General features: G+C 67.1%; 29 protein-coding genes and 1 tRNA gene. 10 read left to right on the top strand and 20 right to left on the bottom strand.

All coding sequences use genetic code 11. The features are described 5' to 3' along the window. Nucleotides 1-23: 23 nt before the first annotated feature. The 4 genes from ACIRCZ_RS18495 to ACIRCZ_RS18480 form a co-directional block, all read right to left on the bottom strand. A complete protein-coding gene (locus tag ACIRCZ_RS18495; RefSeq protein ID WP_402855747.1) occupies nucleotides 24-2,240 on the bottom strand; it encodes an ABC transporter ATP-binding protein in 2,217 nt (738 codons plus the stop codon). 1 nt (nucleotide 2,241) lies between these two features. Beyond that, a complete protein-coding gene (locus ACIRCZ_RS18490; protein ID WP_402855744.1) occupies nucleotides 2,242-3,972 on the bottom strand; it encodes an ABC transporter ATP-binding protein in 1,731 nt (576 codons plus the stop codon). Nucleotides 3,973-4,110: 138 nt separating this feature from the next. Then, nucleotides 4,111-4,560: a DUF1905 domain-containing protein gene (locus tag ACIRCZ_RS18485; RefSeq protein WP_055889687.1), complete on the bottom strand. Its 450-nt coding sequence runs from the start codon at nucleotides 4,558-4,560 to the stop codon at nucleotides 4,111-4,113. A gap of 84 nt (nucleotides 4,561-4,644) precedes the next feature. Continuing rightward, entirely contained in the window at nucleotides 4,645-5,517 is an 873-nt protein-coding gene (locus tag ACIRCZ_RS18480; protein WP_402855741.1) for an SDR family oxidoreductase, read from the bottom strand. Nucleotides 5,518-5,608: 91 nt separating this feature from the next. On the opposite strand from ACIRCZ_RS18480, the gene ACIRCZ_RS18475 reads away from it, so the two are divergent. Then, on the top strand, nucleotides 5,609-5,959 hold the full coding sequence (locus ACIRCZ_RS18475; RefSeq protein WP_055889681.1) for a hypothetical protein: 351 nt from the start codon (nucleotides 5,609-5,611) through the stop codon (nucleotides 5,957-5,959). A gap of 22 nt (nucleotides 5,960-5,981) precedes the next feature. Here ACIRCZ_RS18475 and ACIRCZ_RS18470 read toward each other — a convergent pair whose 3' ends face one another. Next, entirely contained in the window at nucleotides 5,982-6,407 is a 426-nt protein-coding gene (locus tag ACIRCZ_RS18470; RefSeq protein ID WP_402855737.1) for a VOC family protein, read from the bottom strand. A gap of 101 nt (nucleotides 6,408-6,508) precedes the next feature. Between ACIRCZ_RS18470 and ACIRCZ_RS18465 the strand changes: the two genes are divergently transcribed. Then, nucleotides 6,509-7,582 (top strand): helix-turn-helix transcriptional regulator, encoded by a 1,074-nt coding sequence (locus ACIRCZ_RS18465; protein WP_402855734.1) that lies wholly within the window; start codon nucleotides 6,509-6,511, stop codon nucleotides 7,580-7,582. Here the strand turns inward: ACIRCZ_RS18465 and ACIRCZ_RS18460 are convergent. From ACIRCZ_RS18460 to ACIRCZ_RS18450, 3 genes are all read right to left on the bottom strand, one after another. Then, a tRNA-Arg gene (locus ACIRCZ_RS18460) sits at nucleotides 7,548-7,620 on the bottom strand. The genes ACIRCZ_RS18465 and ACIRCZ_RS18460 overlap by 35 nt on opposite strands. 40 nt (nucleotides 7,621-7,660) lie before the next feature. Then, nucleotides 7,661-8,047, bottom strand: coding sequence for an MmcQ/YjbR family DNA-binding protein (locus tag ACIRCZ_RS18455; RefSeq protein ID WP_402855731.1), 387 nt, complete (start codon nucleotides 8,045-8,047; stop codon nucleotides 7,661-7,663). A gap of 16 nt (nucleotides 8,048-8,063) precedes the next feature. Further along, nucleotides 8,064-8,840 carry a dienelactone hydrolase family protein gene (locus ACIRCZ_RS18450; RefSeq protein WP_402855728.1) on the bottom strand — a complete coding sequence of 259 codons (777 nt, stop codon included), beginning with the start codon at nucleotides 8,838-8,840 and terminating at the stop codon, nucleotides 8,064-8,066. 170 nt (nucleotides 8,841-9,010) lie between these two features. On the opposite strand from ACIRCZ_RS18450, the gene ACIRCZ_RS18445 reads away from it, so the two are divergent. Continuing rightward, entirely contained in the window at nucleotides 9,011-9,304 is a 294-nt protein-coding gene (locus tag ACIRCZ_RS18445) for a GNAT family N-acetyltransferase (protein WP_055889664.1), read from the top strand. A gap of 4 nt (nucleotides 9,305-9,308) precedes the next feature. Further along, nucleotides 9,309-10,310, top strand: coding sequence for a zinc-binding dehydrogenase (locus ACIRCZ_RS18440; RefSeq protein WP_402855725.1), 1,002 nt, complete (start codon nucleotides 9,309-9,311; stop codon nucleotides 10,308-10,310). Nucleotides 10,311-10,415: 105 nt separating this feature from the next. Here ACIRCZ_RS18440 and ACIRCZ_RS18435 read toward each other — a convergent pair whose 3' ends face one another. The 8 genes from ACIRCZ_RS18435 to ACIRCZ_RS18400 form a co-directional block, all read right to left on the bottom strand. Next, nucleotides 10,416-11,480 carry a D-2-hydroxyacid dehydrogenase gene (locus tag ACIRCZ_RS18435; protein WP_402855722.1) on the bottom strand — a complete coding sequence of 355 codons (1,065 nt, stop codon included), beginning with the start codon at nucleotides 11,478-11,480 and terminating at the stop codon, nucleotides 10,416-10,418. Then, nucleotides 11,477-12,295: an ATP-binding cassette domain-containing protein gene (locus tag ACIRCZ_RS18430; RefSeq protein WP_402855719.1), complete on the bottom strand. Its 819-nt coding sequence runs from the start codon at nucleotides 12,293-12,295 to the stop codon at nucleotides 11,477-11,479. The genes ACIRCZ_RS18435 and ACIRCZ_RS18430 overlap by 4 nt, the downstream gene beginning before the upstream one ends. Beyond that, nucleotides 12,292-14,070: an ATP-binding cassette domain-containing protein gene (locus ACIRCZ_RS18425; RefSeq protein WP_402855716.1), complete on the bottom strand. Its 1,779-nt coding sequence runs from the start codon at nucleotides 14,068-14,070 to the stop codon at nucleotides 12,292-12,294. The genes ACIRCZ_RS18430 and ACIRCZ_RS18425 overlap by 4 nt, the downstream gene beginning before the upstream one ends. Further along, complete coding sequence (locus ACIRCZ_RS18420) at nucleotides 14,067-15,008, bottom strand: ABC transporter permease (RefSeq protein WP_055889630.1); 942 nt, start codon at nucleotides 15,006-15,008, stop codon at nucleotides 14,067-14,069. Before ACIRCZ_RS18420 ends, ACIRCZ_RS18425 begins: the two co-directional genes overlap by 4 nt. A gap of 70 nt (nucleotides 15,009-15,078) precedes the next feature. Continuing rightward, nucleotides 15,079-16,647 (bottom strand): ABC transporter substrate-binding protein, encoded by a 1,569-nt coding sequence (locus ACIRCZ_RS18415; RefSeq protein WP_082581130.1) that lies wholly within the window; start codon nucleotides 16,645-16,647, stop codon nucleotides 15,079-15,081. Nucleotides 16,648-16,820: 173 nt separating this feature from the next. Further along, the gene (locus ACIRCZ_RS18410) at nucleotides 16,821-17,747 is read right to left on the bottom strand and encodes a dihydrodipicolinate synthase family protein (RefSeq protein WP_055889626.1); all 927 of its coding nucleotides are present in this window, start codon (nucleotides 17,745-17,747) and stop codon (nucleotides 16,821-16,823) included. Nucleotides 17,748-17,789: 42 nt separating this feature from the next. Next, on the bottom strand, nucleotides 17,790-19,058 hold the full coding sequence (locus tag ACIRCZ_RS18405) for an ROK family protein (protein WP_082581129.1): 1,269 nt from the start codon (nucleotides 19,056-19,058) through the stop codon (nucleotides 17,790-17,792). A 104-nt stretch (nucleotides 19,059-19,162) separates the two neighbouring features. Further along, entirely contained in the window at nucleotides 19,163-19,939 is a 777-nt protein-coding gene (locus ACIRCZ_RS18400; RefSeq protein ID WP_402855711.1) for a hypothetical protein, read from the bottom strand. A gap of 76 nt (nucleotides 19,940-20,015) precedes the next feature. Here ACIRCZ_RS18400 and ACIRCZ_RS18395 point away from each other — a divergent pair, with 76 nt between their 5' ends. Next, on the top strand, nucleotides 20,016-20,600 hold the full coding sequence (locus tag ACIRCZ_RS18395) for a TetR/AcrR family transcriptional regulator (protein ID WP_055889618.1): 585 nt from the start codon (nucleotides 20,016-20,018) through the stop codon (nucleotides 20,598-20,600). A 48-nt stretch (nucleotides 20,601-20,648) separates the two neighbouring features. On the opposite strand, the gene ACIRCZ_RS18390 is transcribed toward ACIRCZ_RS18395, so the two are convergent. Then, the gene (locus ACIRCZ_RS18390; RefSeq protein ID WP_402855707.1) at nucleotides 20,649-21,260 is read right to left on the bottom strand and encodes a TetR/AcrR family transcriptional regulator; all 612 of its coding nucleotides are present in this window, start codon (nucleotides 21,258-21,260) and stop codon (nucleotides 20,649-20,651) included. A gap of 129 nt (nucleotides 21,261-21,389) precedes the next feature. Here ACIRCZ_RS18390 and ACIRCZ_RS18385 point away from each other — a divergent pair, with 129 nt between their 5' ends. After that, nucleotides 21,390-22,190 (top strand): enoyl-CoA hydratase/isomerase family protein, encoded by an 801-nt coding sequence (locus tag ACIRCZ_RS18385; protein WP_402855704.1) that lies wholly within the window; start codon nucleotides 21,390-21,392, stop codon nucleotides 22,188-22,190. A 144-nt stretch (nucleotides 22,191-22,334) separates the two neighbouring features. Beyond that, a complete protein-coding gene (locus ACIRCZ_RS18380) occupies nucleotides 22,335-22,922 on the top strand; it encodes a hypothetical protein (RefSeq protein ID WP_402855701.1) in 588 nt (195 codons plus the stop codon). Here ACIRCZ_RS18380 and ACIRCZ_RS18375 read toward each other — a convergent pair. Next, complete coding sequence (locus tag ACIRCZ_RS18375; protein ID WP_402855699.1) at nucleotides 22,919-23,200, bottom strand: hypothetical protein; 282 nt, start codon at nucleotides 23,198-23,200, stop codon at nucleotides 22,919-22,921. The two genes, ACIRCZ_RS18380 and ACIRCZ_RS18375, sit on opposite strands and share 4 nt — an antisense overlap. Before the next feature lie 98 nt (nucleotides 23,201-23,298). On the opposite strand from ACIRCZ_RS18375, the gene ACIRCZ_RS18370 reads away from it, so the two are divergent. Then, a complete protein-coding gene (locus ACIRCZ_RS18370; protein ID WP_402855696.1) occupies nucleotides 23,299-23,886 on the top strand; it encodes a TetR family transcriptional regulator in 588 nt (195 codons plus the stop codon). Nucleotides 23,887-23,894: 8 nt separating this feature from the next. Here the strand turns inward: ACIRCZ_RS18370 and ACIRCZ_RS18365 are convergent, their stop codons facing one another. Further along, nucleotides 23,895-24,737, bottom strand: a complete 843-nt coding sequence (locus ACIRCZ_RS18365) for an alpha/beta fold hydrolase (RefSeq protein WP_402855693.1) — start codon at nucleotides 24,735-24,737, stop codon at nucleotides 23,895-23,897. Nucleotides 24,738-24,791: 54 nt separating this feature from the next. On the opposite strand from ACIRCZ_RS18365, the gene ACIRCZ_RS18360 reads away from it, so the two are divergent. Further along, nucleotides 24,792-25,289, top strand: a complete 498-nt coding sequence (locus ACIRCZ_RS18360; protein WP_402855690.1) for a MarR family winged helix-turn-helix transcriptional regulator — start codon at nucleotides 24,792-24,794, stop codon at nucleotides 25,287-25,289. 1 nt (nucleotide 25,290) lies between these two features. Here ACIRCZ_RS18360 and ACIRCZ_RS18355 read toward each other — a convergent pair whose 3' ends face one another. After that, the gene (locus ACIRCZ_RS18355; protein WP_055889598.1) at nucleotides 25,291-25,677 is read right to left on the bottom strand and encodes a MerR family transcriptional regulator; all 387 of its coding nucleotides are present in this window, start codon (nucleotides 25,675-25,677) and stop codon (nucleotides 25,291-25,293) included. A 63-nt stretch (nucleotides 25,678-25,740) separates the two neighbouring features. Here ACIRCZ_RS18355 and ACIRCZ_RS18350 point away from each other — a divergent pair, with 63 nt between their 5' ends. Continuing rightward, nucleotides 25,741-26,517, top strand: coding sequence for a 3-oxoacyl-ACP reductase family protein (locus ACIRCZ_RS18350; RefSeq protein ID WP_055889595.1), 777 nt, complete (start codon nucleotides 25,741-25,743; stop codon nucleotides 26,515-26,517). The last annotated feature ends 1 nt before the right edge of the window (nucleotide 26,518 follow it).

The raw sequence follows: 26,518 nt of genomic DNA, 5'->3' as shown, positions 1-26,518 counted from the left end.
TCACAGCGCCGGTCGGGGACAGCTTAGCTCCCGGCCGGACGGTCCTCCCCTGCGAATTCGGCAAGGTCGTCCTGGCTTCCGGCGGCATCGTCGTGCCGCTCCGCGGCGGCGTCGGCAGCAGCGGAGGCAGCGTCAACGGCGGCGGCGTCAGCAGCAGCGGCAGCGGGGGCAGCGGCATCGGCCACAGGGGCGACGCCAGGAGCACCGCCCTGCACCCCGCCCGCTTCGAGGAGTTCGGCGTCTGCCTCTGCATCCTCTCCGCGGAACTGGGTCATGTACAGGTCGTAGTACGCGCCGCGGCGGGCGAGGAGCGTCTCGTGGTTGCCCTGTTCGACGATGGCGCCGTTCTCCATGACGAGAATGGTGTGCGCATCCCGGATCGTGGAGAGTCGGTGCGCGATCACGAACGACGTGCGATCGGTGCGGAGGGCCGCCATCGCCTGCTGCACCAGCAGCTCGGTGCGGGTGTCGACCGACGACGTGGCCTCGTCGAGGATCAGCAGCGACGGGTTCGCGATGAAGGCGCGAGCGATGGTGATGAGCTGGCGCTCGCCCGCCGAGACGCTGCCGCCGTCCGCATCCAGCACCGTGTCGTAGCCCTCGGGGAGCTGGCGGACGAAACGGTCGACCATCGTGGCCTTCGCCGCGTCGATGACCTCCTCGTCCGTGGCGTCGAGCCGGCCGTACCGGATGTTGTCGCGGATCGTGCCGCCGAACAGCCAGGCGTCCTGGAGGACCATGCCCACCTGCTCGCGCAGCTCAGCCCGAGACAGCTCCGTGATGTCGATGCCGTCGAGCAGGATGCGGCCGGAGTCGAGCTCGTAGAACCGCATCACCAGGTTGACCAGCGTGGTCTTGCCCGCGCCCGTCGGACCGACGATCGCGACCGTGTGGCCGGGGTCGACGGAGAGCGACAGGTCCTCGATGAGCGGCGTGGTCGACGAGTAGCTGAACGACACACGGTCGAACTCGACGTGGCCGTCCGTGCGCTCCGGCAGTTCCGCCTTGACGTCGTCCGGCTCCTGCTCGTCGGCGTCGAGGAACTCGAACGTGCGCTCCGCGGACGCGACACCCGACTGCAGCATGTTGGCGATGCCGGCGACCTGGCTGATCGGCTGCGTGAACTCGCGCGAGTACTGGATGAACGCCGTCGCGTCTCCGAGGGTCATCTGGCCCGTCGCGACACGGAGGCCGCCGACGACCGCGATCATCACGTAGGAGAGGTAGGAGACGAACGTCATGGCGGGCATGATCGTTCCCGACACGAACTGCGCTCCGAACGAGGCGCGGTACAGCTTTTCGTTGCGGTCGTCGAACTCGGCGAGCATCACCTCGTCGCGGCCGAAGGCGCGCACCAGCTCGAGGCCGGAGTACGACTCCTCGATGTGGCCGTTGAGCGTTCCGGTGTTCTTCCACTGCGCCGCGAACAGCTTCTGCGACCGCGAGCCGATGACGCCCGCGATCACGCCGGACAGCGGGAGGGCGATGAGGGCGATCAGCGCAAGCTGCCACGACACGATGAACATCATGATCGTGATGCCGAGCACGGTGAGCACAGACTGCACGAGCTGCGAGAACGCCTGCTGGAGTGCCGCCTGGATGTTGTCGACGTCGTTCGTGACCCGCGACATCAGGTCGCCGCGCTGGCGGGTGTCGAAGTAGCTGAGCGGCAGCCGATTGAGCTTGGTCTCGATGTCGGCACGCAGCCGGTAGACGACGCGCATGACGAGCGCGTTGAGCACGTAGCCCTGCGCCCACATCAGGAACGAGGCGACCAGGTAGATTGCCAGCACGATGAAGATGAGCCGGCTCAGCAGCACGAAGTCGATGCCCTCACCGGGGACCGGCTTGGTGGTGGCGAGCATGTCGGCGAGCTGATCGTTGCCGGCTGCCCGGGCAGCGGCGACCTGCTGGTCCAGCGGAACGTTGGCGGGGAGGTTGGCCCCGATCGCGCCGCGGAAGATCACATCCATTGCCGATCCGAGGATCTTGGGCGCGATCACCGTGAGGATCACCGAGACCACCACGAGCGCGACGACGAACGTGAACTTGACGCGCTCCGGCCGGAGCAGGCCGAGCAGGCGGCGCAGCGACGGCCAGAAGTGCTGCGCCTTCTTGGCCGGCGTTCCGCCGAACATGTCGCCGTCGGCCTCCGTCGGCGTGTATTCGAAGTCTTCGACCTCGGGGGCGGTGACGTCGTCGCGTTCGAGGACGTCGTCTGCGCGCTTGTCGCGTGCCATCTCAGGCCACCTCCAGGCTCAGCTGCGATTCGACGATCTCGCGGTAGGTCTCGCTCGTTTCGAGGAGTTCGTCATGGGTTCCCCGGCCGACGATGCGGCCGTCGTCGAGCACGATGATGCTGTCCGCCTCCCGGATGGTCGACACGCGCTGCGCCACCACGATCACCGCCGACTCCTTGGTGGCGTCGGCGAGCGCCGCGCGGAGGCGGGCGTCCGTCGCGACGTCGAGCGCGGAGAACGAGTCGTCGAAGAGGTACACCTGCGGCCGGGAGACCAGGGCCCTCGCGATGCAGAGGCGCTGACGCTGCCCCCCGGAGACGTTGGTGCCGCCCTGCGAGATGCGCGCATCCAGGCCACCCTCCTTGGCACGCACGAAGTCGTCGGCCTGCGCGACGCGCAGCGCTTCCCACAGCTCGTCGTCCGTGGCGTCCGGTCGACCGAAACGCAGGTTGGACCTGATCGTGCCGGAGAAGAGATACGGGCGCTGCGGCACGAGCCCGAGGACGCCGGCGAGCTGCGCCCTGGTTAGCGCGTCCACGCGCACGCCGCCGACCGTCACGGATCCCTGCTGCGGCGTGTAGAGGTTGGGGACGAGATTGACGAGCGTGGTCTTGCCCGCTCCCGTCGAGCCGACGATCGCGGTCATGCTGCCCTGCTCGGCGACGAAGTCGATGTCGCTCAGCACGGGCTTCTCAGCGCCGGGGTAGCCGAAGGTCACTCCGCGGAACTCGACCCGCCCGGACGACGGAAGCGGCGCGTCCCCGGTGGACCCGGCGTCGGACGGCTCGGTGGACAGCACCTCGTCGATGCGCCCGGCGCACACGACGGCACGCGGGATCATCATCACCATGAAGACGCCCATCATGACGGCGGTGAGGATCATGAGGAGGTACTGCAGGAACGCGGTGAGCGAGCCCACCTGCATCTGGCCCGCATCCACTCGTTGCCCGCCGAACCAGAGGACGGCGGCCGTGGCAAGGTGCAGGATGACCATGATGATGGGGAACATCAGGACGAAGATGTTGCCGACCTTGACGGACACCCTGGTGAGCGCGAGGTTGGCCTCTGCGTAGCGCTCTGACTCGAACGGCTCGCGGACGAACGCCCGAATGACCCGGATGCCGACGATCTGCTCGCGCAGCACGCCGTTGACCTTGTCGATGCGCTCCTGCATCTCGCGGAACAGCGGGAGCAGCATCACCACGAGAACGCCGACGACCAGGAACAGCACAGGCACGGACACCCAGACGAGCCAGGACAGCCCGAGGTCTTCGCGCAGCGCCATGATGATGCCGCCGATGCACATGATCGGGGTGGACACCATGAAGTTGAGCGTCATCAGCACGAGCATCTGCACCTGCTGGACGTCGTTCGTGTTGCGCGTGATGAGCGTCGCCGTTCCCCAGCGTCCGACGTCGAGCGCGCTCAGCGAGTCGACCTTGCGGTACACCTCACGGCGCAGGTCGCGCCCGACCGCCATCGACACCTTGGCGCCGAAGTAGATGCCGCCGACCGCGGTGACCACCTGGGCGAGGCAGACGACCAGCATCGTCATTCCGGTGTTCCAGATGAAGTCGGTGTCGCCGGTGACGACGCCCTTGTCGACGATCTGCGCGTTGAGGCTCGGCAGGTAGAGCGCGGCGATCGTGGACAGCAATTGCAGCACGACCACCCCCACGATGCCCCAGACGTATGGGCGCGCGTGACGCAGGGTCAGACGGAGCAGGATCACAGTTCCCCCAGGTGGCTTTTTCAGTACCTGAGAAGTTTGGCAGACGCCTCCGACATTCGTGACACCGCACCTGAAATTTGCGGCGTCGCATTTTTTCGGCGCCGAAATGCAGGTAAATCGCTGAGCTGAATCGGGAGACTACGGGCGCAGCGCCTCGATCACACCCCGCACCCGCCGCGCCCTGGTGTCGTCGCTCTTCGCGCTCTCGACCGCCGTGGCGTGCGCACGCTGCTTGCTGTACGAGAGGGCATCCCACGCCTTCGCCGCATCCCGGTCGGCTGCAAACGCCGCCGCGAGCTCGGCAGGGACCTCCACGGTGCGGGGGGCGTCGTCGACCTCGAGAGTGACCTCGACCTCATCCCCTGCTCCCCTGCCGGTGGCCGCCCGCGTCTCGGCGTTGAACGAGATGAGGAACCGGCCGCCCATGGATGCGATGGTGTTCCGGTAGGTGTATCCGCCGTCGATGGTGACGACGACAGGCACGCGCTTGCCGCGATCGAAGCCGAGCACGACCTCCTCCGGCACGACGATGCCGACGTTGTTGCCGCCTGCGCCCAGCAGGGTGGTTCTGAAGCTGACCACGGCCATTCCTTTCGTTGCTCAGCTCTTTCGTTGCTCAGCCGTTGCGGGAGCGATCTTCTGCGAGATTACACGCGCCCCGGCCGCCGCGGCTCAGCGCTCGAGGAACTGCTGCAGGCTGAGCGGGGCCGTGCCCGTGACCTTCTCCACGTCGTCCGTCACCCGCTTCAGCTCGCCGGCGGCGATCGCGGTGTATGTCGACACCCACGCGTCATACTGCCACTGCGGCGCATCCCACTTTCTGCGCGAGGCGTACGCCTCGTCTACGGTCTCGTCGTGGAAGCGCACGGGCGTGCCCCGGTGCGCGGTCAGGATCGCCGCCACCTCGGTCATCGTCAGCGCCTCCGGGCCGGTCAGCTCGTAAGTGATGCCGTCGTGCTGCGCGGGGTCGCGCAGGATCGCGGCGGCGACACGGGCGACATCGAACCGCGCCACGATCGCGGCACGCCCGTCGCCTGCTGGACCGCGGATCACCCCGTCCTCCCCGACCATCGCATCCATGAAGTCGAGGTAGAGGTTGTCGCGCAGGAAGGTGAACGCCATGCCGGACTGCTTCAGGTGCTCCTCAGTGTGGAAGTGGTCGCGGGCGAGCGTGAACGTCGCATCCGGCGCCGCCCCGACGAAGGAGGTGTACACGACGTGGCGGACCCCCGCATCCCGAGCAGCGTCGATGAACGCACGATGCTCGGCCAGGCGCTCGGCGTTCTCGGCGGCAGACACCATGAACAGGGTCTCGACTCCGTTGAGCGCTCGCAGCGACGCCTCCCTGTCCGAGTACGCGAACGGCAGCACCGTGGATGCTGGCAGCTCGGGCGCTCTGGACGGGTCCCGCACCAGAAGGCGCTGCGCCACTCCCGCATCGGCGAGCATCCCGGCGACGTAGCCGCCCAGGATGCCGGTGGACCCCGTGGTAGCGAGGGCCGGGGCGGTGGCGGGCGTGCTGGTGCCGGCGCTGCTGGTGCTCATGGAGCCAGCGTATGGAGGCCGCGGCGGGCACGGAAGGGCGCACTTCGGGGTGAGTGGGTGCACGCGGCCTGAATCGGCGTATCCTCGCGGCATGGTCACCGACGACCCGATCCGCACCGACCCGGAGAACTACCGCCTGCTCTGGGAGAACGAGTTCGTGCGCGTGCTCGACTACACGGACACGCCAGGCGTTCGCACCAACGACCACGACCATCCGAACAGCGTGCTTGTCGCACTGACCGATTTCGACCGGCACCTGCGCACACCTGGCAGGGAACGCTCTGTGCATCTGGATGCGGGCGACGCGGTCTGGCTGCCCGCGCAGCGGCACTCCGGCGAGAACGTGGGTTCGACGCCGACGCACACCATCCTGATCGAGCTCAAAGGGGATGGGGCCGGCGTGGCGAGCACGGAGACCGTGGGGCCGACCGCGGCGGAGTGACGCCGCGGCGACCCCGGTCAGGTCAGGCCGCGTCCCACGCCACCGCGACGTCGAGCACCCAGGTGACGCCGAACCGGTCTTTCAGCATCCCGTATGCGGGCGAGAACACCGATGGGCCGAGGTCTTCGACGATGGTCGAGCCCTGTGCCAGCCTCCCCCACAGGGTGGCGATCTCGTCCGCGGAATCGCTGCGCACCGAGACGAAGACCGACTTCTCGCCCTGGTCGTACGAGGCGCTGGCCGGGACGTCGTACGCCATGATCTGGAAGCCGTCCGCGCCGATGACCTGGCCGAACTTGATCTGATCCGCTTCGGCCGGGGTCTCTGCGGAGTGGGCGTCGGCGTTGCTGACCAGGATGAGCCGGCCGCCGAAGACCGAGTGGTAGAACTCGAGGGCCGCCTTCGCGGCTCCGCGGAAGTTGAGATGGGGTGTGGTGGTGACGGACATGGCTGCTCCTCGCTGATGGTGTGCCCGGACCATCCGGGCGACGCCCACTCTCACAGCAGTAGAGGACAGTTACGGTCCTCTACTCGATCTACGCTGAACCCATGACAGCGACCAGCTCCCGCCTCCTCGTGCTGCTGTCCCTGCTGCAGGCAAGGAGGGACTGGCCGGGGCAGCTTCTCGCCGAGCGGCTCGACATCAGCCGGCGCACGGTGCGGCGCGACGTCGACCGCCTCCGCGAGATGGGCTACAGCATCCGCGCCACCAAGGGGCCGGACGGCGGGTACCGCCTCGCGGCTGGCTCCGACCTCCCTCCCCTTCTCTTCGACGACGACCAGGCGGTCGCGGTCGCGGTCGCCCTGCAGGCGGCGACGGTCAGCGGGGTCGGCATCGAGGAGGCAGCGGTCAGGGCGCTCACCACGGTGCGGCAGGTGATGCCGTCGCGGCTGCGACACCGGCTGGATGCGCTGCAGTTCACTGCGATGCCCAACGCGCTGAACGCCGCCGTCGAGCCGGTGTCGACGGAGGTGCTGGTGGCGGTGTCCGCGGCCCTCCGGGCGCGGGAGACGCTGCGGTTCGACTACCGGGCGGTGGATGCGGCGAGTGCGGCGGCGACGTCGGATGCGCCCCGCCGCGTCGAGCCGCACCACCTCGTCGTCTCCGGCGAGCGCTGGTACCTCGTCGGATGGGATCTCGACCGCGACGACTGGCGCATCTTCCGGGTCGACCGGATCAGTCCGCGCATCCCGAACGGTCGCAGGTTCTCGCCGCGGGAGCTGCCGGGAGCGGATGTGCGCGCGTTCGTGTCCGCCCGGTTCACGGGATCGGAGACGGCGGACGAGTGGCCGTGCCGCGGCAGCGCGGTGCTGCAGATCTCCGCCGCCGAGGTGCTGCCGTTCGCGGGCGACGCTGTCGTGGATGACCTCGGGGACGGGCGGTGCCGCATCCACGTGGGGTCGTGGTCGTGGGTGGCGCTGGCGGCATCGCTCGGCCGGTTCGACGCGGCGCTGGCGGACGTGCAGCCAAGGGATCTGCGGGAGGCGTTCGGGGTGCTGGCCGGGCGGTATGCGGCCGCGCAGAGCGGTCGCTTAAACGACAAAACCCCCGCCGAAGCGGGGGCCGTGTCTACTGTCTCAACCAGTGTGCGCCCGGAGGGATTCGAACCCCCAACCTTCTGATCCGTAGTCAGATGCTCTATCCGTTGAGCTACGGGCGCAATGCCTTCGAACATTCCTGCTCGCGGGCCGGATTAGAGCTTACATGACCTCGTCCAGTACCGCCAATTGGCGCTTCAGAGCCACCTGGCGGTACGACGTCTCGATCAATTCCGCGACCTCTTTCCACACCGAATCGGGCGCAGCAGGGTCGATGTCGATGCCCAGCCACCCGGATGCGCCCCAGTACTTCGGGACGAAGAATCGCGGGTCCTCATGGAAGGCGCGGGCCTCGTCAGGGTCCGGTTTGAAGACGAGCGAGTACGGGCGGGCGAGGCCGCTTCCGGCGAGCGCGAAGACCTTCTTGCCGGCGCGGAACGTCGGGCGGCCCCACGCCGAGACCTCGACCGCTTCGGGGAAGCGCAGGCAGATGGCGCGCATCCGCTCGACGAACGGGTCGTCAGGTTCGAACAGTTCCGGGTGGTCCATCAGGCGAGGGTACCGCTCAGGCGAACACCTCGTCGAGGAAGCAGACCAGCGCACGCCAGCTCCGCGCATCCGCTGTCGGCCGGTAGCGGTCGGAGCCAGGGATCGTGAACGCGTGCGGGGCTCCCGAGTACGTGGTGACCTGCCAGTCGACGTGCGGGGCTCCGCGCAGTTCGTTCTCGAACGCGACGACCGCCTCCGGAGGGACGACGGGGTCGTCCCCGCCGGTGAGGACGAGGAGGGATGCTGCGATCGCCGCGGCGTCGGACGGCTCGTGCGCGATCAGGCCGCCGTGGAACGACACGACTCCCCTGGCCGGCGCGCCCGTGCGCGCGAACTCGATCGCGGCCGTCCCGCCGAAGCAGTAGCCGATCACGGCGAGACGGGCAGGGTCGACGGTGGGGTGCTGCTGCAGCACGGTGAATCCGGCGGCGACCCTCGTGCGCAACAGCGCCAGGTCGCGGTAGTACTTGCCCGCCTCCTCCGACGCCGCCTCACCCTGCGGGCGCACGCCGACGCCGTACAGGTCGGCGGCGAACGCCACATAACCGAGGCGCGCGAGCATCTGGGCGCGCATCTTCACCGTGTCTCCGACGCCGTGCCAGTCGTGCAGCAGCAGGACGGCCGGACGACGTTCGTCGGCTTGCGCATCCCTGGCCAGATAGCCCTCGAGCGCGACCCCCTCGTGCTCGTAGAGGATGGTCTCCGCCTCGATCACCGTGTGGTCCCTGATCGGCACCTGAGCGAGCAGGGCCTGGTGGGCTGGCGAGAGAGGCGACGGGGAATCGAACGTCACAGCGGGCTCCAGAGTCATTCGCTACACACGCGACGGACGTCGCCTGCGGCCTGGCCTGCTGTGGCTCGAACGCGGAACTGCGCGCGGAAGCCCGAAGGGTGCGGGTCGGGATCCCACGTCGTCAGCCTACCCCGGGTTCCCTTCGCACGCGACGGACGTACGATGGGCGCATGGCCACGGAGTTCAGCAACGAGACGGATGCGAAACGGTACGCGATGCGCATCGACGGCGAGCTGGTCGGCGTGCTCGACTACAGCATTCTGGGCGGTTCGATCTCGCTGACGCGGGCGTTCACCACGCCGGCGAAACGCGGAAACGGGTATGCGGCGCAGCTGGTCGAATACGCCGTGAACGACATCGAGGCGAACACCGAACTGAAGATCGTGCCGATGTGCTGGTACGTCGCCGACTGGTTCGAGGCGCACCAGGAGCGCTCAGGGCTGCTCGCACGCCGGGCCGGCTGAGCGCATGCAGAGCAGAACGGCCGCCAGAGTCACCAGCTTCGGCGACGCCGACGGCGTCGCGCTCGTCGACGAGGAAATGCGCGCGCCCCGCGGCACGGAGGTCGCCGTGCGCATCACGCACGCCTCCCTCGGCTCGACCGACGTGCTCGCCCGCCGTGGCGGCTACGTCTTCCAGCCGCTCCCCGGCTTCGTCACCGGCTACGACTTCGTCGGCGTCCTCGAAACCGAGTCTGCCGTCTCCGCGGTGCTCGGGATGCGCGCAGGCGATCGCGTCGCAGGCGTCCTCCCCCGCATGGGAGCGCACGCGACCAGCATCGTGATCCCCGCGACGCTGCTCGCTCCCGTGCCGGACGCACTCGACTCCGCCGTGGCCGCGACGGCGCCGCTGGACCTGATCACCGCCTGGCACGCCCTGCAGCTCGCAGCAGTGGATGCGGGCGGCAGCATCCTCGTGCAGGGAGTCACAGGGCCGGTGGGCTCGTATGCGGCGCAGCTCGCCCAGCGCGACGGGCTGACCGTGTTCGGCAGCGCATCCACCCGATCGCGTGCGGCGGCGGAGGCACTCGGCGTGGCCTTCGTCGACTACACCGACCCGCTCTGGGCCGCGCGCGTGAAGAACGCGAGCGGCGGAGGCGTCGACGCCGCGATCGACCACACGGGCTCGCAGGAGGTGCTCGGCGCGCTCGCGCCGCACGGCACCTGGGTGCACACGGCGTTCGTCGGCCGACCGGGGCACGAGCGCGCGGACTCGCTGCTGGGCTCGCTCTCGTCGGCGGCGCATCGCTGGGGCGGGCAGCGGCAGCGCGTGTGCTCGGTGCCCGGTCTCGTCCTGACGAGGCGCAACGACTACCGGCGCGGCCTCACGACGCTGCTCGGGATGCTCGCGGCTGGCGAGCTGACGCCGCTAGCAGTCGATGCCATCCCGTTCGACCGGGTGTGGGATGCGCACAGGGCGGCGGAGAGGGCGGAGCGCGGACGCAAAGTGGTCGTCACGATGCCGGAATGACGCACACGTCCGGGTGCGGGGTCGCACAAAGCCCCCGATGTCGTCGACCGCCCGTCGGCTGATCCCGGCGAGCGCCCCGAGCATGATCGTCAGCGAGCTGTGCTGCTAGTAGAAGTCGACCGTGTTCACCCGGTTGACGAGTGGGTCGCCGTCGAGCAGACGGGTGGCGTTGCCCGCGAAGAGCTCGACGATCCTCCTGTCCTCCTGCGGGTCGAGAGCCGCGGTGTGCGGGCTGAGGATGACGTTGGTCATGGACCACAGCGCGCTCTTGGAAGAGAGGGGCTCCGTCTCGAACACGTCGAGTGCCGCGAAGCCGATCCTGCCTTCCTCGAGGGCCTCGACGAGGGCGCTCTCGTCGACGACGGCGCCTCTGCCGACGTTCACGAATGTCGCTCCATCGCGCATCGCGGCGAATTCGGCACGGCCGATGGAGTGGAACGTGGCATCCGTTCCCGGAAGGGCGACGACGACCGCGTCCGCGCCGGGGAGCACGTCGCGGAGCTTCGCGGGCGGCACGACCGTCGTGACCCCCGGCACCTCGGTCGCGGAGCGATGAACGCCGACGACACGCATGCCGAGCGCCGATGCCTTCCGTGCGAACATCCTCCCGATGTTCCCGAGACCGACGACGATGGCTGTTCGGCCACGCACCGCGCCCATCGGCCATCGTGGTTCCCATTCCCGCCTGGCCTTCGCGGAGAGGAGACGCGGAAGATCTTTGGCCCCGGCGAGCACGCCGAGGAGGGCGAACTCTGCGAGTTGATCCGCGTGAACACCTGCGGAGGTGGTGAAGACGATCGACTCGAGTTGAACCGGGGACAGCCCGGCGGCTTTGATCTGAGACCCTCCGCCTGCCGCCATCGTGTGCACCCAGCGCAGCGAAGGATTCGAATCCACCGCACGCCGGAGGACCGAGGCAGACTCGTCCGGCACACCGAAGAACACGTCAGCTCGCGACACCAGCGTCTCGAACCGGGACTGCTGCGCGGGACTGCGAGTGAAATCCGGGTCGCCGTGGTGGTCTCCCATCCTCCGTCGGGGGCGCAGAAGGTCCGGTTCCCAGAGCAGGTCGATCCGCGGTTCGAGCTCGGTCATCACCGCGCAGAGCGCTTCGTCGATGCGGTTGGCGATGAACACGCGCAGCCGACCGCTCCGCTCCGTGGCGCTCATGTGCCCGCCACGAGGAGCTCGTGCCGCTCTGCCCTGCGTCTGGCCTGCTCGACAGGGTCTGGGACGGGTGCCGACATCAGCAGTCGCCGAGTGTACGGGTCCGCTGGGGTGGCCGTGATGGCCTCAGCCGAGCCGTGCTCGACCAGCTTGCCCCGGTAGAGGACTGCTACCCGATGGCTGATCGCCCGGATGACAGCCAGATCGTGCGAGATGAACAGGTACGCCACCCCCGTGCTCTCCTGGATCTCCTTGAACAACTCGAGGACGCGGAGCTGCGTCGTGAGGTCGAGCGCGCTCACCGGTTCGTCGCACACGATGAGCGATGGCCGCACAGCAAGGGCGCGTGCGATCGCGATCCGCTGGCGCTGACCGCCTGAGAACTCGCGCGCGACCCGCGAGATCGACCCGGCCGGCAAGTGCACCTGGTCGAGCAGCTCCACGATCCTGCGCCTGGCGTCGTTCCTCGTCGCCCCCTGCGCCCGCAACGGCTCGGCCAGGATGTCACCGATCGACAGCATGGGATTCAGCGACGTGTACGGATCCTGGAAGACGACCTGGATTTCCCTGGCCAGGCTGCGCCGAAGCGCTCTGGTCCGCGATGTGATGTCCTGGCCCCGGAAACGCACGGTACCCGACTCCGGCGTCACCAACCCGAGCACTGCCCGACCGAGCGTGGTCTTGCCGGAACCGGACTCACCCACCAACCCGAGTGTCTCGCCTTCGGCGATCGAGATGGACACTCCGTCCACCGCCCTGAAACGGGTCCGGCCGCGGGTGTATTCGACGACGACGTCGTCCACGGTGAGCAGTGTCATCGGGCGCCTCCTGAGATCTGCGCGGTCTCCGCGTCGCTGTCCAGTGGCTCGCGCAGGGGCGCGCCCTCCAGAGTGGAGTCGAGCAGACCGCGGGTGTACGGGTGTTGAGGCGAACCGAAGAGCCCGGCTGCGCTCTGGTGTTCCAGGATGAGTCCGTCCTTCATGACGGTGACGGTGTCGCACAGGTCGGCTACCACGCCGAAGTTGTGCGTGACGAGAAGGACGCTGAGGCCGCGCTCGATCTGGATGTCGCGCACCAGGTCGAGGATCTCCGCCTGGACCGTCACGTCGAGCGCGGTCGTCATCTCATCGGCGACGAGCAGGTCGGGATCGCATGAGATCGCCCCGGCGATGAGGACCCGCTGGGCCATCCCTCCACTCACCTGGTGCGGATAGGAACGGAAGACACGCTCGGGATCGGTGATGCCGACCCTGGCCAGGAGGTCGAGCGATCGTTTGCGAGCCTCGGAGCGCGACAGCCCGGCGACGCTGCGCAACGGCTCGACCAGCTGACGTCCGATCGTGAACGCTGGATCGAGGTTGCTCATCGGCTCCTGCGGAATGTAGCCGATGCGGCGCCCCAGGATCGAACGGCGTTCGGATGCGCTGAGGCTCCTCAGGTCGGTTCCGGCCAGACGGATGCTCCCGGCTTCGACCGCGCCTCCTCTCGGAAGCAGACCGAGCACCGACAGGACGATCTGCGTCTTTCCGGATCCTGACTCTCCGACGAGTCCGAAGACCTCGCCGCGTGCGATGTCGAAGCTCACGCCGTGCACGACGGTCACGTGGTCGCCGTCGGCTGTCTGGTAGCCGACCTCCAGGTCGCGCACGCTCAGCAGCGTGTCCGTCGGATGCGGTGCGGTCTGCGCCGGCTCGACCGCAGCGCTTGCGGGGACTCGCGGCGCCCTCCTCTTCGGCGGAGCGGTGTCGTTGAGCGCGTCGCGGACGCCGTTCCCGACGAGGATGAAGGAGGCGACGGTCACGCCGATCGCGAGTCCGGGCGGCAGGAATGCGAGGGGGGCGACGAACATGTTCGTGAAGGCGTCCTGCAGCATCCCTCCCCACGTCGGCGTCGCCGGATCGCCGAGACCGATGAATTCGAGCCCGGCCTGTACGACGATGGCGATCCCGCCCACTGTGGCGAACAGAATGATGATCGGTCCACGAACGACGGAGAGGATGTGCCGTCCGATGATCCGTGCGTTCGAAAGCCCGGAGACCTTCGCCGCGTCGACATAGAGTTCGTTCTTCACGGCGATCACCTGATTGCGGGTGACCCTGAAGAAGTTGGGCGCGATCAGCACGCCGAGAACAGCCATCGACAGCAGGATGTTGGGCCCGATGATCGTGAACAGCGAAACGAGCACGAGAGTGCCGGGAAGCACGATCAGGAAGTTGGCGAGCCATCCGCTGACGTTGTCGAGGATGCCGCCGAAGTACCCGGCCAGCAGACCGAAGGTCACGCCGATCACGGCGGCGACGCAGTCCGTGATGAGAACTCCGAGAAGAGTCAGCCTTCCCGAGAAGATCAACCGGCTCAAGATGTCGCGACCCGCGCCGTCTCCACCGAGCAGGAACGTGCCTCCTGGAGGCGCGTTGGTGAGTTCGAGCACGGCGCGACTGGGGTCGTGTGGCGCCAGCACAGGTGCGAACACGCTCGCGAGGATGATGAGGATCAGGACGATACTGGCCGTCATGGCCAGCGGGTTCCTGGTGAAGCGCCAGATCGCGCCGTGGCGTCTGCGTTCGATCGCTGCGATCGGCTGCGTTGTCATCGGATTCTCGCTTTCGGGTTGATCCAGCCGATCACCAGATCGACGATGAGGTTCACGATCACCACGATGATCGACATGGTGATGAGTACTCCCATGACAACGGGACGGTCGCCCTGGATCGTCGCAGTGACCGCGAAGCTTCCGAGGCCTGGCAGCCCGAAGACCCGCTCGATCAGGACGACTCCGCCGAGGAGGCCGATGAACTGGAGCGAGATCACGGTGACCGCCGGTGACGCGGCGTTGCGGAGGACGTGCCGGAGGAGCACGGACCGTTCGGGAAGTCCCCGCGCGCGGAGAGTCCTGACGTAATCCTTCTCCAGCACGTCGATCACCGCTCCGCGGATCTGCTGAGCACCTGACGCGACCCCGCCGATCACGAGGGCGATGACGGGGAGGGTGATCGTCTGCAACCAGCCGATCGGGGAGGTGGAGAACGGCACGAAGCCTGTCGCAGGGAACCAATGCAGCGAAACGGCGAAAACCGAGACGAGGAAGAGACCGATCCAGAAGTTCGGAAGCGCCTCGCCGCCGACGGCGAAGAGCTGGATGACCCTGTCGAGCCACCCGCCGCGCACGGCGGCCGTCATGCCGAGCGCGACGCTGACGATGGCGGCCAGCGCTACCGCCACCGCGACGATCGAGAGGGTCACGGCCAGTCGGCTCAGCAGCGCAGGGCCGACGGGGGCCTGGGAGAACCAGGAGACGCCGAAATCGCCGTGGATGGCGTTCCCCAGCCAGGTGGCGTACTGCACCAGGATCGGCTGGTTGAGGCCCAGCTGATCCGAGAGCCCGTCGACCTGGTCCTGGGTCGCCAGTTCGCCGAGGATGTTTCGGGCGACATTGCCGCCTCCGCTGTAGATGAGGAGGAAGGCGACGAACGTGATCGCGAAGAGGAGGACGACCGCGGCAAGCGCTCGCCTCGCGAAGAGCAGGAGCATGGTGATGACTTTCGTTCTGACGGCCGGTGGGACGAGCCGGGGCGACAGCCTGAGCCGCCGCCCCGACCGATCAGGATGCCGGGGCGAAGTCCCTGATGTACGGGACGGTGTTCTCGGCGTGCATCGTGGCCTTCACATCCTTCGAGGTGATGTACACCGCCTGCTCGACGTACCAGATGTTGAACCAGCCGCTCTTCACCAGCCACCGGTTCACGTCTTGCATCGCGGTCTGATACGCGCTGGAGGAGGTGGCCGTCTTGGCCTTGGTGATCAGCGGATCGAGGGCAGGATCCGTCGTCTTGAAGGGATTCCACGGCCCAGTGGGCAGGACCTGCTTCGTGAGGTCCCACCACGGGTCTCCGATGCTGAGCGACATCCAGAACATGCCGTACTTGCCGGACTGCACCTCGCTGACGTAGTTCGTGGCGTCGACCTTGGCCCACTTCACGCGGATGCCGATGTCACCGAGTTGCTGCGCCACGATCGGGTTCGATTTCTCCGTCGGGTTCTCCGGCATCACGACATCGAAGCCGTTCGCATAGCCGGCCTGGGCCATGAGCTTTTTGGCTTTGGCTGGGTCGAACGGATATTCGTCATTGAGCGATTTGTCGTACGCGACGCTGAGCGGGTTGAAGATCTGGGTCGACCTCGTGCCGTAACCCTGCTGGATGCTCTTGAGCAATCCCTTCGCGTCGATCGCGTAGTTGATGGCCTCCCGCACCAGCGGGTTGGCCAGAGCAGGAACGACCGTGCCCGCCCGATCGGCGATGATCAGACCGCGACGGTTCACCGGGTTGAACGAGACGTTCAACCCTGCCGCCTTCGCTGTCGCGACGCTCGTACCGTCCGCAATCGCGCCCTGCACCTGTCCAGACTGCAGCGCATTCATCCGCGCGGTGAGATCCGACATCACCTTGATGGTGACCGTTTTGAAGGGGAACGACTTCTTGTCCCAATAGTCCGGATTGCGCGTGTAGACATACGTCGCGCCGAGTTCGGTCTGCTTCGTGTCGAGCACGTACGGGCCGGACCCGACCGGATTCGTGGCGATCGACGGCGACGCGAGCGCCGCAGGGCTCCCCTCGGCTCCGCCGGCCATCGTGAGATAGGTGAGCAGCGCCGGGTCCTGCTGGCTGAGCTCGAGCTTCACCGTGTGATCGTCGACGGGGACCACGGTCTTGATCGAACCGACCATGAAGCTGTTCTGACCGTTTCCGTTCCTGAGGTGCTCCACATTCGCCTTGACGGACTCCGCATTGAACGGCGTGCCGTCGCTGAACGTCACCCCCTTCCGCAGATTCAAGGTGAGCACCGTCTTATCGGCGTTGTACTCGAATTTCTCCGCAAGCCCCGGAGCGATCGTGGCATCGGGCTTGAGCAGCAGGAGCGTGTCGTAGACCGGTGTCCAGAATTGGGCCTGGTTGCCGTTCTGGATCAGCGCAGGATCGAATGAGCCCGCGTCGATGGATGCCGCCAGTGTGAGGGATTTGTTCTGTGCGGTCGCGCTGGTGGTGGCCGGTGAAGAGCATCCGGCGATCGCCAGCACAATGGCGACCGATGCTGCCACCACGCCGCCGATGCGGGCACGGTAGTGACCCGATCGACGAGCGACGGGATAGTGTGTCGAGTGGAAATGCATTGAAGACCTCCTTGTCTGAAAATGCTCGGGGCCGAAGCGGCCCCGCGAGACGGTACAGCTGGCGCCCAGTGACGTGGGCGACGATTGCGCCTCCTCACTTCTGTCGGTTGAAACGTCGATGGAAGATCACACTTCCGGCCGGCCGGAGGCTTTGCGACCGGCCGGAAGGTGGATCAGGCGAGCTGCAGCTCGAGCGACTTGACGAGGTCGACCATGTTCGCCAGCGGGTCGAACTCGTGCGCGCCGAGGATGTAGCTGCCTGGCATCCGGCTCACCGGCGCGATTCCGAGGTCGGTCGTGTAGCCGAGCCACTGCTTCGCCGATGTCGGGTATCCGACATTGATCATCCGTTCGGCGACGGTCAGCAGTCGCTGCACCCTCCGGGTGTCGTCGTCGTCGCGCGTTCCGTTCGCGCACAGCCAGACCGCCAACTCCGGGAACAGCGTCGACGCATAGCCGGAGTGTCCGGAACCGCCGAGGATCATGGACTCGATCACAGAGGAGATCTGACCGTTGTAGAGGCGCAGGGGCGTCCCGGCCGACGCTTCGAGCTTCGCCGCGATATCAGGGACCGAGTGGCTGACGTCTTTGTGGAAGACGAAACGTCCGGTGTCGGCGGCCCAGCCGTAGACGTTCGCGGGGAGCACGCGTTTCCACGGAGTCGGGCACTCGTAGAAACCGAGCTTGATGTCTCCGGTCCCCTCGACGATCTGCTCGAGCTTCCCCGACCACTGGGCCTCGGACGCGCCAGGCTCGCCGAGGTGGTTCGTCAGAATGACCACTGCGTCGGCTCCGACGTCGTCCATCCGCTTGATCGACTCGATCTCGTCTTCGACCGGCGCGCCGAACGTCCCCGTCGCCACGACGGCGGCGCGGCCGTTCGCGCGCTTGACGACGCGCTCTGCGAGCTGCACCCGCTCATCCGGAGTGAGGAACTCGACCTCACTCGATCGGCAGTTCGTGAACAGGCCGGTCACTCCGGCGTCGATGTACCAGTCGGTGAGCCGGTCGACTCCCTCCCAGTCGATGGTGCGATCCCAGTTCATCGGTGTCAGCATGACGGGCCAGACGGCGGCGGTGCGCAGGTGGTCGATACTCATTCGCGGTTCCTTTCGTGTGGTGGTCGTGGGTGGTCGAGCGGGTCAGTGGGTCACGGTGATGAGGTCGGAATCAGCCGTCACTGTCCTGCGGACCGGATGGTCGATGAGGCTCTCCAACGCGAGCAGTGCGGCGCCCTGAGCGCTCGAGTCGCGGCCGAGCGCGGCCGGGACGAAGTCGAATCCGGAGGCCAGCTGGGGAAGCGAGCGCTGGCGCGTCGCCCCGGTGATGGCGGCGAGGTCGAACCCGGTCAGCTTCAGGCCGACCCATCCGCCCAGAACGATTCGCTCCGGATTGAACAGATTCACGATGTTCGACAGGCCGAGCCCGAGAAGCTCGATCGTCTCTGTGAGAACGCCTGCCGCACGCTCGTCTCCTGAGCTCGCCGAGGCGATGAGGTCGTCGACGGCCGTGGACAGATCGTCCGCCGGCTGCCCGCCGGCCTCGCGCCACCTGCGGGCGATTCCACCTGCGCCGATGTACGTGCCGAGACACCCCCTGCTGCCACAGCTGCAGGTCGGTCCTCCCGTGGAGATCTTCGTGTGCCCCCATTCGCCGGCACCCATCACAGAGCCGCGGAGCAGCCGGCCGTCGCTGATGATGCCGAGCCCGAGCCCGCGACCGACGAGGGCGATGAGCACGTCGTCCAGCTCTCGAGCCGCGCCGAACCACGACTCTGCCATCGCCTGGGTCTTCGCACCGTTGTCGGCGAACGTCGGAAGGTCGGCATGTTCGTAGATCCGGCTCACGCTGGTCGGGGTGGTCGCCCAGCCGAGGCCTTGGCCGTATCCGTTGCTGGTCATCACGTAGTCGGCGGCGCCTGACCACGAGTCACCCTTCACCTGGATGAGCCCTGGCATTCCCAGACCGACACCATAGATCGCCGCAGGACGGTCGACGGCGCGGATGGCCTCATCGATCGCCTCGGTCACGGTCGCAGCCATTGCCTCCGGATCGGAGAACGCTCCAGCGACCCGATCGACTCGCGCGATCACGGACAGGCTCAAATCGAGGATCACCGCCGTGGCTCCGTCCTCGCGGACTGACGCCCCGACGAAGTATGCGCCCTCCGGGTTCGCCGAGAGCATGGCGGTCGGGCGGCCGCCATCCGACGGAAACGCGCCGGACTCTCTGACGAGACCCTCGCCGACCAGATCGGCGACCACGTTCGTCACCGTCGCGAGCGACAGGCCGAGCGCGGCGGCCAGATGCCGCCGTGAGGTCTCCCCGTCGCGAACGATCAAGCGCAGAACGCGTGATCGGTTACGCTTCCTCAGATCACGGGTGGTGAGTTCTTTCACGGGAGTCTCCATCGACAGTGACAGGCTTATTTCATGACTTATCGTAAGTCATAAAATAAGCCTGTGCAAGGCACCCGTCCCGTGGACCGGCGCGCGTCAGCCGTGTGAGCCCGGCCTCAGGCCGACGAAGCATCTCCGATGCCATCGGCCTCGGCGTGCGTCCGATCGTGAGCAAGCCAGTCCGAGAACGTCGGTCCGACGATGGCGGCATCCTGGGAGGGCAGCAAGGCACCGTGTCGGATCGCCCTCCAGGTCGGCCCAGGCGGGAGCAGGGGGATGCGCACGACTTTCGTCGGCCTGACCCTTCTGGTCATCTCTGCGAGGGTCATGATCTCTGGGCCGGCCACCTCTCGCTGGACGACAGTCTTTGGTTCCACTGCGGCGTCTGCTACGACCGCGGCGACGGCGTCGAGAGCGACAGGCTGGATGAGCATTCGCGGCACGAGCCCCACTGGACCGAGCCCCATCCTTTCGAGTGTCTGACCTGCGAATTCGAACCACTGCGTTGTACGCACGATGGCGAGGTCACGGCTCAGGTCCCTGGCGGCCTCCTCCTGCGCTCGCTTGCCGGCGAAGTACCCGTACCCCTGCACCTCTGCACGTTCGCAGTTGACGATGGAGAGGAGCACATGCCGCGCACCCACCGCGTTCGCTGCGGCGGCCACCGCCCGAGTCGATTGTGTGAAGAACCGTGTGGCGATCGAACGGCTGGTGGTGAATCGTCCGGTCGCTTCGACGATCACGTCCGCGTCGCGCAGCCGGAGCATCGCGTCATCCCGGGTCACGTCGAACCCTGTCGAGCGCGAGAACAGCACGGGAGATGCACCCCTGGCGGCGATCGCTCGAGCGATCGCGTGGCCGGAAAGCCCTCCCCCGACGACAGCAACCTTCATGCGCGACTCCTTCCTCGATCATCCTCTACAAATGTAGAGGTCTCTATGATTGTAGAGGCACGAACGGGTGAGGTACATGACGAGACGCGAACAGATCGCGGATGCTGCGGTGCGGCTCATCGCGCAGCAGGGGATCCGCGCCATGACGCATCGCGCTGTCGATGTCGAGGCCGGGCTCGCTGCCGGATCGACGTCGTACTACGCGAGAACCCGCTACGAGCTGACGGCCCTGGTCGTCGATCGTCTCGCCGCATACACCGAGGAGGATGTGAGCGTCCTCGTCGTGCCGACCGTTCTCTCCACCGAGGAGGCGACACATGTCGCCGTGGGCTTCCTCGACCGCCTGGCCCTGCGCGAGGATGCGCAGGCCGCCCGGTTCGCGCTCCTGTTCGAACTGCGGGACGACGAAGAGCTGCGATCGAGACTCACCGTCGGCGCCCCCGTTCGGTCCCGGTTGAACGTCGCCGCCCAGGAGGTCTTGACCGCTGCCGGCATCTCGGATGCGGCAGCCCACGCCAGCGACCTGGTCGGACTGGTCGATGCCCTGCTGATGTACAGAGCAGCTCGCGCCGCCCCCGTCGATGCGCGGCAGGTGCTCGGCGCGTATCTGAGGGGACTCGAGCGCACGGATACCGCGGGCATCCGCGGCGATTCGCACTGAGACCATCCCCTCGGAGCGGGATTGGGTGGCGAGGGCCGCGACAGAGGGTCAGGGCGACCGCGGGCGGAGGCCGTCGAGGACGATGTCGAGCATCCGGGATGCCGTGGGTGATGCCGTCGACTCGTCGGACTTCCGCCGTTCGGCGCCCTGCTCTTCGATCGTCGCGATCGCGGCCGACACCCTGAGCAGGTCGGCGATCGTCAGATCGGAGCGGATGCCTCCGCTGGACTGCGCACGAGCAAGCAGCGCACCTCCGGTTCTGGCCATGTTCCGACAAAGCTCATGGAGTCGTGAGTCGTCGTCGACCATCGCCCTGACGACCAGGTCCGGAACGCCGGGGAACGCGCGCATCTCGTCGGTGAGCGCGCTCAACCACTCGATCAAAGACCCGGTGGCGTCGTCGCGCGATTCGAGCTCGGCGCCGAGAGCATTGAGCGACGCGAAACTGTCCGCGAGCAAGGCTGCCAGCACGGCCTCGCGCGATTCGAAGCGCCTGTAGAGGGTTCCGATTCCGACGCCGGCCCGTCTCGCGACGTCGCGAAGCGAGGCATTCACGCCGTCGCGCGCGAAGACCTCTGCGGCACTCTGCAGAAGTCTGTCTCGATTTCGCGCCGCGTGGGCACGGGCGGCCGACCAGCCGACATCGCCGCTCTCGGTCACTGAGTCTCAGTCCGGTCGTTCATGTCGGGATGATCTTAGTCGATGGCACTTGATCTCCGGAGCGCTGCTCCGTACTCTGATGTACGGAGCACTGCTCCGCACATCGATAATCATCAGGAAGGCCACCCAATGCCCACTCGTCACCCGGTCGCGGGTCAGCCCGTGTTCGAGCACTACTCCCTCGAGTTCGCCGACTACTTCGTCATGGACAGGCACGATGGCGTCCTGACGCTTCGCCTGCACACGGACGGTGGGCCGGCCCGGTTCAACCTCGACGTGCACCGCGCATGGGGCAATGCGTGGCGAGAGATCGGCGGTGACCCGGCCAACGAGGTGATCATCATCACCGGAACGGGCGATCTCTTTCTCGACTTTCCCAATGCCGACGACCTGAGCCGACTCCAACCGGAAGGCGCCACCGACCAGTTCGCGTACAACACCTACTACGAGGGCCTGAAGCTGATCGAGAACTTCGTGCACGCGATTGACGTCCCGACCATCGCCGCGATCAACGGACCGAGCCGATTCCACACCGAGTTCGCGCTGATGGCCGATCTGACGATCGCCACCGACGATGTCGTGTTCTCCGACGGGCACTTCGCGGCCGCGACCGCGCCGGGAGACGGGCTCGGTCTGGCGCTGCAGGAGACTCTCGGCACCAAGCGTGCCGCCTATCATCTCTACACGGGCGCACCGGTGGACGCGCATACGGCGCTGGAGCTCGGTCTGGTCAACGAGATCGTGCCGCGAGACCAGATCATGGATCGTGCCCACGAGCTGGCGTCGCTCATCATGAAGCAGCCCCGCGCCGCGCGGCGCTTCACGCACGCCATCGTCTCGCGCCCGTGGAGGCGCAGGGTCTCCGAGGACTTCGGAGTGCAGCTCTCGAGCGAGATGCTGGGTATATCGGCAGACAAGATCTTCGGGTGACAGGATCGTCGGATGGTGACGTCAGACTATCGAGAGCGCGAGCTCGCCCGTCTGCAGCGATCGGGATGGATCACGGCCCCGGCGATCAGGGACCTCGTCGAGACGTCAGGTCTTCCCTCGCCACTGGACGCCATCGCCGACCTCATGGATGACGAGGCGTGGGAGGCGGCGGCGCACGTCGAAGCCCGACTCCGTGCTCGTTTCGACGGGTTCCGCTTCGCCGGTGACGTCGAGTTCGGCATCCTTCTCGTGCCGTCGCCCCATCATCTGGACACGCGAGGACGGGTTCCCGACGCGGTGCGCGCGAGTCAACACTCCGGGTTGACATCGGACTTCGTCGATCCGTCGCTCGATCCCGGCGTCGATCTCACTGTGCCGACCCTGCCGTGGACGCCGTTCGTCTCCGTCGTGGGTTCGTATGGCCTCGCCGGCGGAAGCTACGACGACATCGCGCGGTCCCCCGGCGAGCGCTTCGAGGTCGACGGCGTCGACACTCGTGCTGCCATGACCCGGCAGCTCTGGGGTGCGCGCCTCCTTCAATCCGAACCAGGATCGATCCCCGACAGCGACGGCAACGTCACGTGGACGTTCACCCTGTTTCCCGGTGAACCCCTCGTCGACGGGCAGGTGGCGTCCGGCACCGTTCTCAAAGGGAAGGTTCGGTTCCGGTTGGGCAAGGCCGACCGAGGCATCGGAAGCGCCAGGGTGGCACCAGCTGTCCGACTTGTCTAGTCGCGTCGGCCGAAGGCTCCGATGGATGCGTGGAACAGACCCATACAGAGCGCCCCCACCGCCACGGCGACCCATCCGACGGGCTGCCCGCCCAGGTCCGCGAAGCCCAGGCATGCTCCACCGCCGACGAGCATCACCCACCCGCCGACCAGGTTGACGACCGGAGAGCCGCCGAACGGTGTCGGAAAATGCTCCTTCGTGATGCCCTTCACGAAGTGAGGGATGCCGTTCGCGACGAGTACCCCTCCGGCCAAGCCCAGGACGAGCGTCTGAATCATGGATCCTCCTCGCGAATTCCATCTTTCAGTCATCAATTGTTGATCGAGCCAAGAATAGCCGACGAAGCGCTTCAGTCAACAGCGGTAAACTCAAATGCATGGCATCCCCCGTACCGGCGAACACGCGACGAGAGCAGCGGAGGGAGACCGACCGCCGCATCCTCGCTGAAGCTCGACGATTGTTCAGTGAGCGTGGATACGAATCCACTACGGTGCGCGACATCGCCGCCGCGGCTCGAACGGATCCAGCGCTCGTCGTTCGGAACTTCGGTTCGAAAGCCGACCTCTACGAACGCGCCGTCGGCCTCGAGCCCGAACTGGACGACACGGCAGACCTCCGCGTCCTCGCGTCCAACCTGGTCGCCTCCCTCGAAGAGAAGCTCACGTCTCCGCCCGTCGAGCTCCTTGCGGCGCTGCGCTCAGTGCACTCCGATCGCGGTTCGGCATCCGACCTCGTGTCGGTGATGCGGGCGCAGCAGGCGGCTGTGGCCGAGAAGCTGACAGCACCACACCCGCGCACACGAGCAGGCCTCGTCGGCGCCCTGACCATCGGCGTGGTGGTGAGCCGCTACATCCTGGAACTGGATGGGCTCGGGCCCGAACACACCGACGCCGTGGCGGAACTGCTGCGGCCGGTCATCGCAGAGCTCATCGACCCCGCGGAGGGCGAGCCCTCGCTCGACTGAGGTGCCGGTCATCGCAGATGCTGCACCGTCAGGTTCAGGACCTCCTCGGGGGACTCATCGAGCAGGAAGTGGCCGCCGGGGACCACGCGAACAGTGACGCGGTCAGCCAGCCGCAAGGGAACAGTCAGCACCGACGGCGGCAGCAGCGCATCGCCGTCCCCACCGATGATCACGGTGGGCGTCGTGAACGGACGCCGCCGATCGACTCCCAGCAGAAGCCGGGGAATGTCACGCAGCACGAGCTGCGTGTGCAAGCGCCTCCCGGCCGAAGCGCGCGCCGGCTCCGCCGCCGGGCCCGAGTAGATCGCGCGGAGCTGGTGCGTCCAGAGCCCGCGATCCGGGGCATCGCGGGCGAGTAGCCACCCCGCCACCTCGGGACGGCGACGCAAGACCCACTCACCGACGCCCGGGATCTCGAACAACGCGGTCACCCACCATCGCCAGAGGTGAGGGATGAGATGGCGCTGCATGACCCAGGGATGCACCATCGAAACGGACACCAGTCGTCGCACCCGATCGGGGTGGTCGAGCGCCAGCCGGAACCCGAGCCACGCTCCCCAATCGTGCCCGACGATATCGGCACGGGCCACCTTCAGCGCGTCGAGGAGTGCGATGACGTCCGCCACTCGCTGCGACGTGTCGTACCCCCGTCGTGGTGCGTCCGTGGAGCCGCATCCCCGCAGATCAATGGCGATCACGTGCCTGTCGTCGGCGAGGGGAGCGATGAGGTGACGCCAGGCGTACGCGTGCTGCGGAAAGCCGTGGAGAAGGAGCACGGGCTCGGCCTGACGGCTACCGGCCTCGATCACATGGAATCGGCAGTCGTTCACGACGATGAATCGGTCGCGCATGCGGGGTCCACGGGTCGACTCAGGATGGCTCGGATTCGAGATATAGTCAGGCACATGACTAAAATGCCCGATGCTGCTGCGATAGTCAAGGACCTGACCAATCCCCTTGCCGGGCGGCCGCGCCCGATCGGCGATCTGATGAGGCAGGCGCGCCAACGACTCATGGCGTTCCTCGACGAGGGCTTGGTCGATGCCGGATACGCCGACATCAGCGCCGCACACGTATCGGTGCTCGCAGCGGTCGACCCCGGAGGTTCCCGCCTCTCGACGCTGGTGGAGCGCGGAGGACGCACGAAGCAGGCCACCGCCCAGCTCGCCGGACATCTTCTGGCTCGCGGCTACGTCGAGAACCGACCGGACCCCGCGGACGGGAGGGCGAGCCTGTATCTCCCGACGCAGCGGGGCTGGGATCTGCTGGTCGCAGCAGAAATGGTGGTCAGCGAATACGAAGCCTGGCTCGAGGGCATGCTCGGAAGCAACGCCGTCGGGCAGCTGAGGACTGCTCTCACCACGATTGCCGACAAGGGGCAGGAATCCTCGTCGTCGAGCTGACTCACCGCGCCGGCGGGCTCGCCGGAGCGACCTGTCGTGTCACAGCGCCCAGATAGGCGGAGAGGGCGTCGCGGTTCTGCGTCAGGCAGCGGATGCGTTCGTCCATCTTGTCTCGCTGCTCCTCGATCGTCGCGACCATCTCAGGGGTCGCCGACTCGAAATGGATGGCGGACGGGGAGCGCAGGCACGGGAGGATCTGCCGGATGATCTTGACGGGCAGGCCGGCGTCGAGCAGGCCGCGGATCTGGGCGACTCGATCGACGAGCGCCTCTTGATAGTCGCGGTAGCCGTTCGATTCCCGCTCCGCGAAGATGAGCTCCTGCTCTTCGTAGTAGCGCAGCTGACGCCGCGACGTCGCCGTGCGCCGGGACAGCTCTCCGATGCGCATGCTGATCCTCTCCCTGCGGGACACTTGACCCTCACACTAATGTGAAGGTTTCACGATGGCGATATGACGAACAACGATCTGTACGCCCGGCGGCCGTCCGGGGCCGAACTGGCTGGAAAAGTCGCACTGGTGACCGGAGGCAGCCGCGGGATCGGCGCCGCCATCGCCGTCACGCTCGCATCGTCCGGCGCGAAAGTCGCGCTGACGTATGCGAACTCCCCCGATCGCGCCGACGCGGTGGCGAACCGCATCCGCGACGACGGCGGTATCGCATCCGCCATCCATGCGGATCTGGCGGAGCCGGATGCTGCGCGCGGCGCCGTCGAGAGGACGGTGAACGATTTCGGTCGAATCGACATCGTGGTGAACAACGCCGGCTTCCTGACATCCGGTCCTCTGCAGGACGTCTCTGTCGCCGAACTGGATCGCGTGCTCGCCGTCGACCTCCGCTCGGTGTTCCTTGCGTCCCAGGCCGCGGCGCGGCACATGAGCGAGGGAGGTCGGATCATCAGCATCGGGTCCTGCTTCAACGGCCGGGTGCCCGGTCCGGGCGCCGTACTCCAGGCGATGGCCAAATCCGCGCTGATCGGCTTGACGAACGGTCTCGCTCGCGAGCTCGGCCCCAGAGGCATCACCGCGACGATGGTGGACCCTGGGCCGATCGATACCGAGATGAACCCCGCCGACGGCGACACCGCCGACTTCCAGCGGTCGCTCACCGCGCTCGGTCGCTACGGCGAGGTCGAGGACATCGCGGCGGCCGTCGCCTATCTCGCAGGACCAGGCGGTCGGTACGTGACTGGCGCGTCCCTCGCCGTCGACGGGGGCTATACGGCCTGAG

The sequence above is a fragment of the Leifsonia sp. NPDC102414 genome (genome assembly GCF_044765685.1).
Classification (GTDB): domain Bacteria; phylum Actinomycetota; class Actinomycetes; order Actinomycetales; family Microbacteriaceae; genus Leifsonia.
The sequence above is the reverse complement of the archived record's forward strand: the minus strand, read 5'-3'. Positions and strand labels throughout refer to the sequence as shown.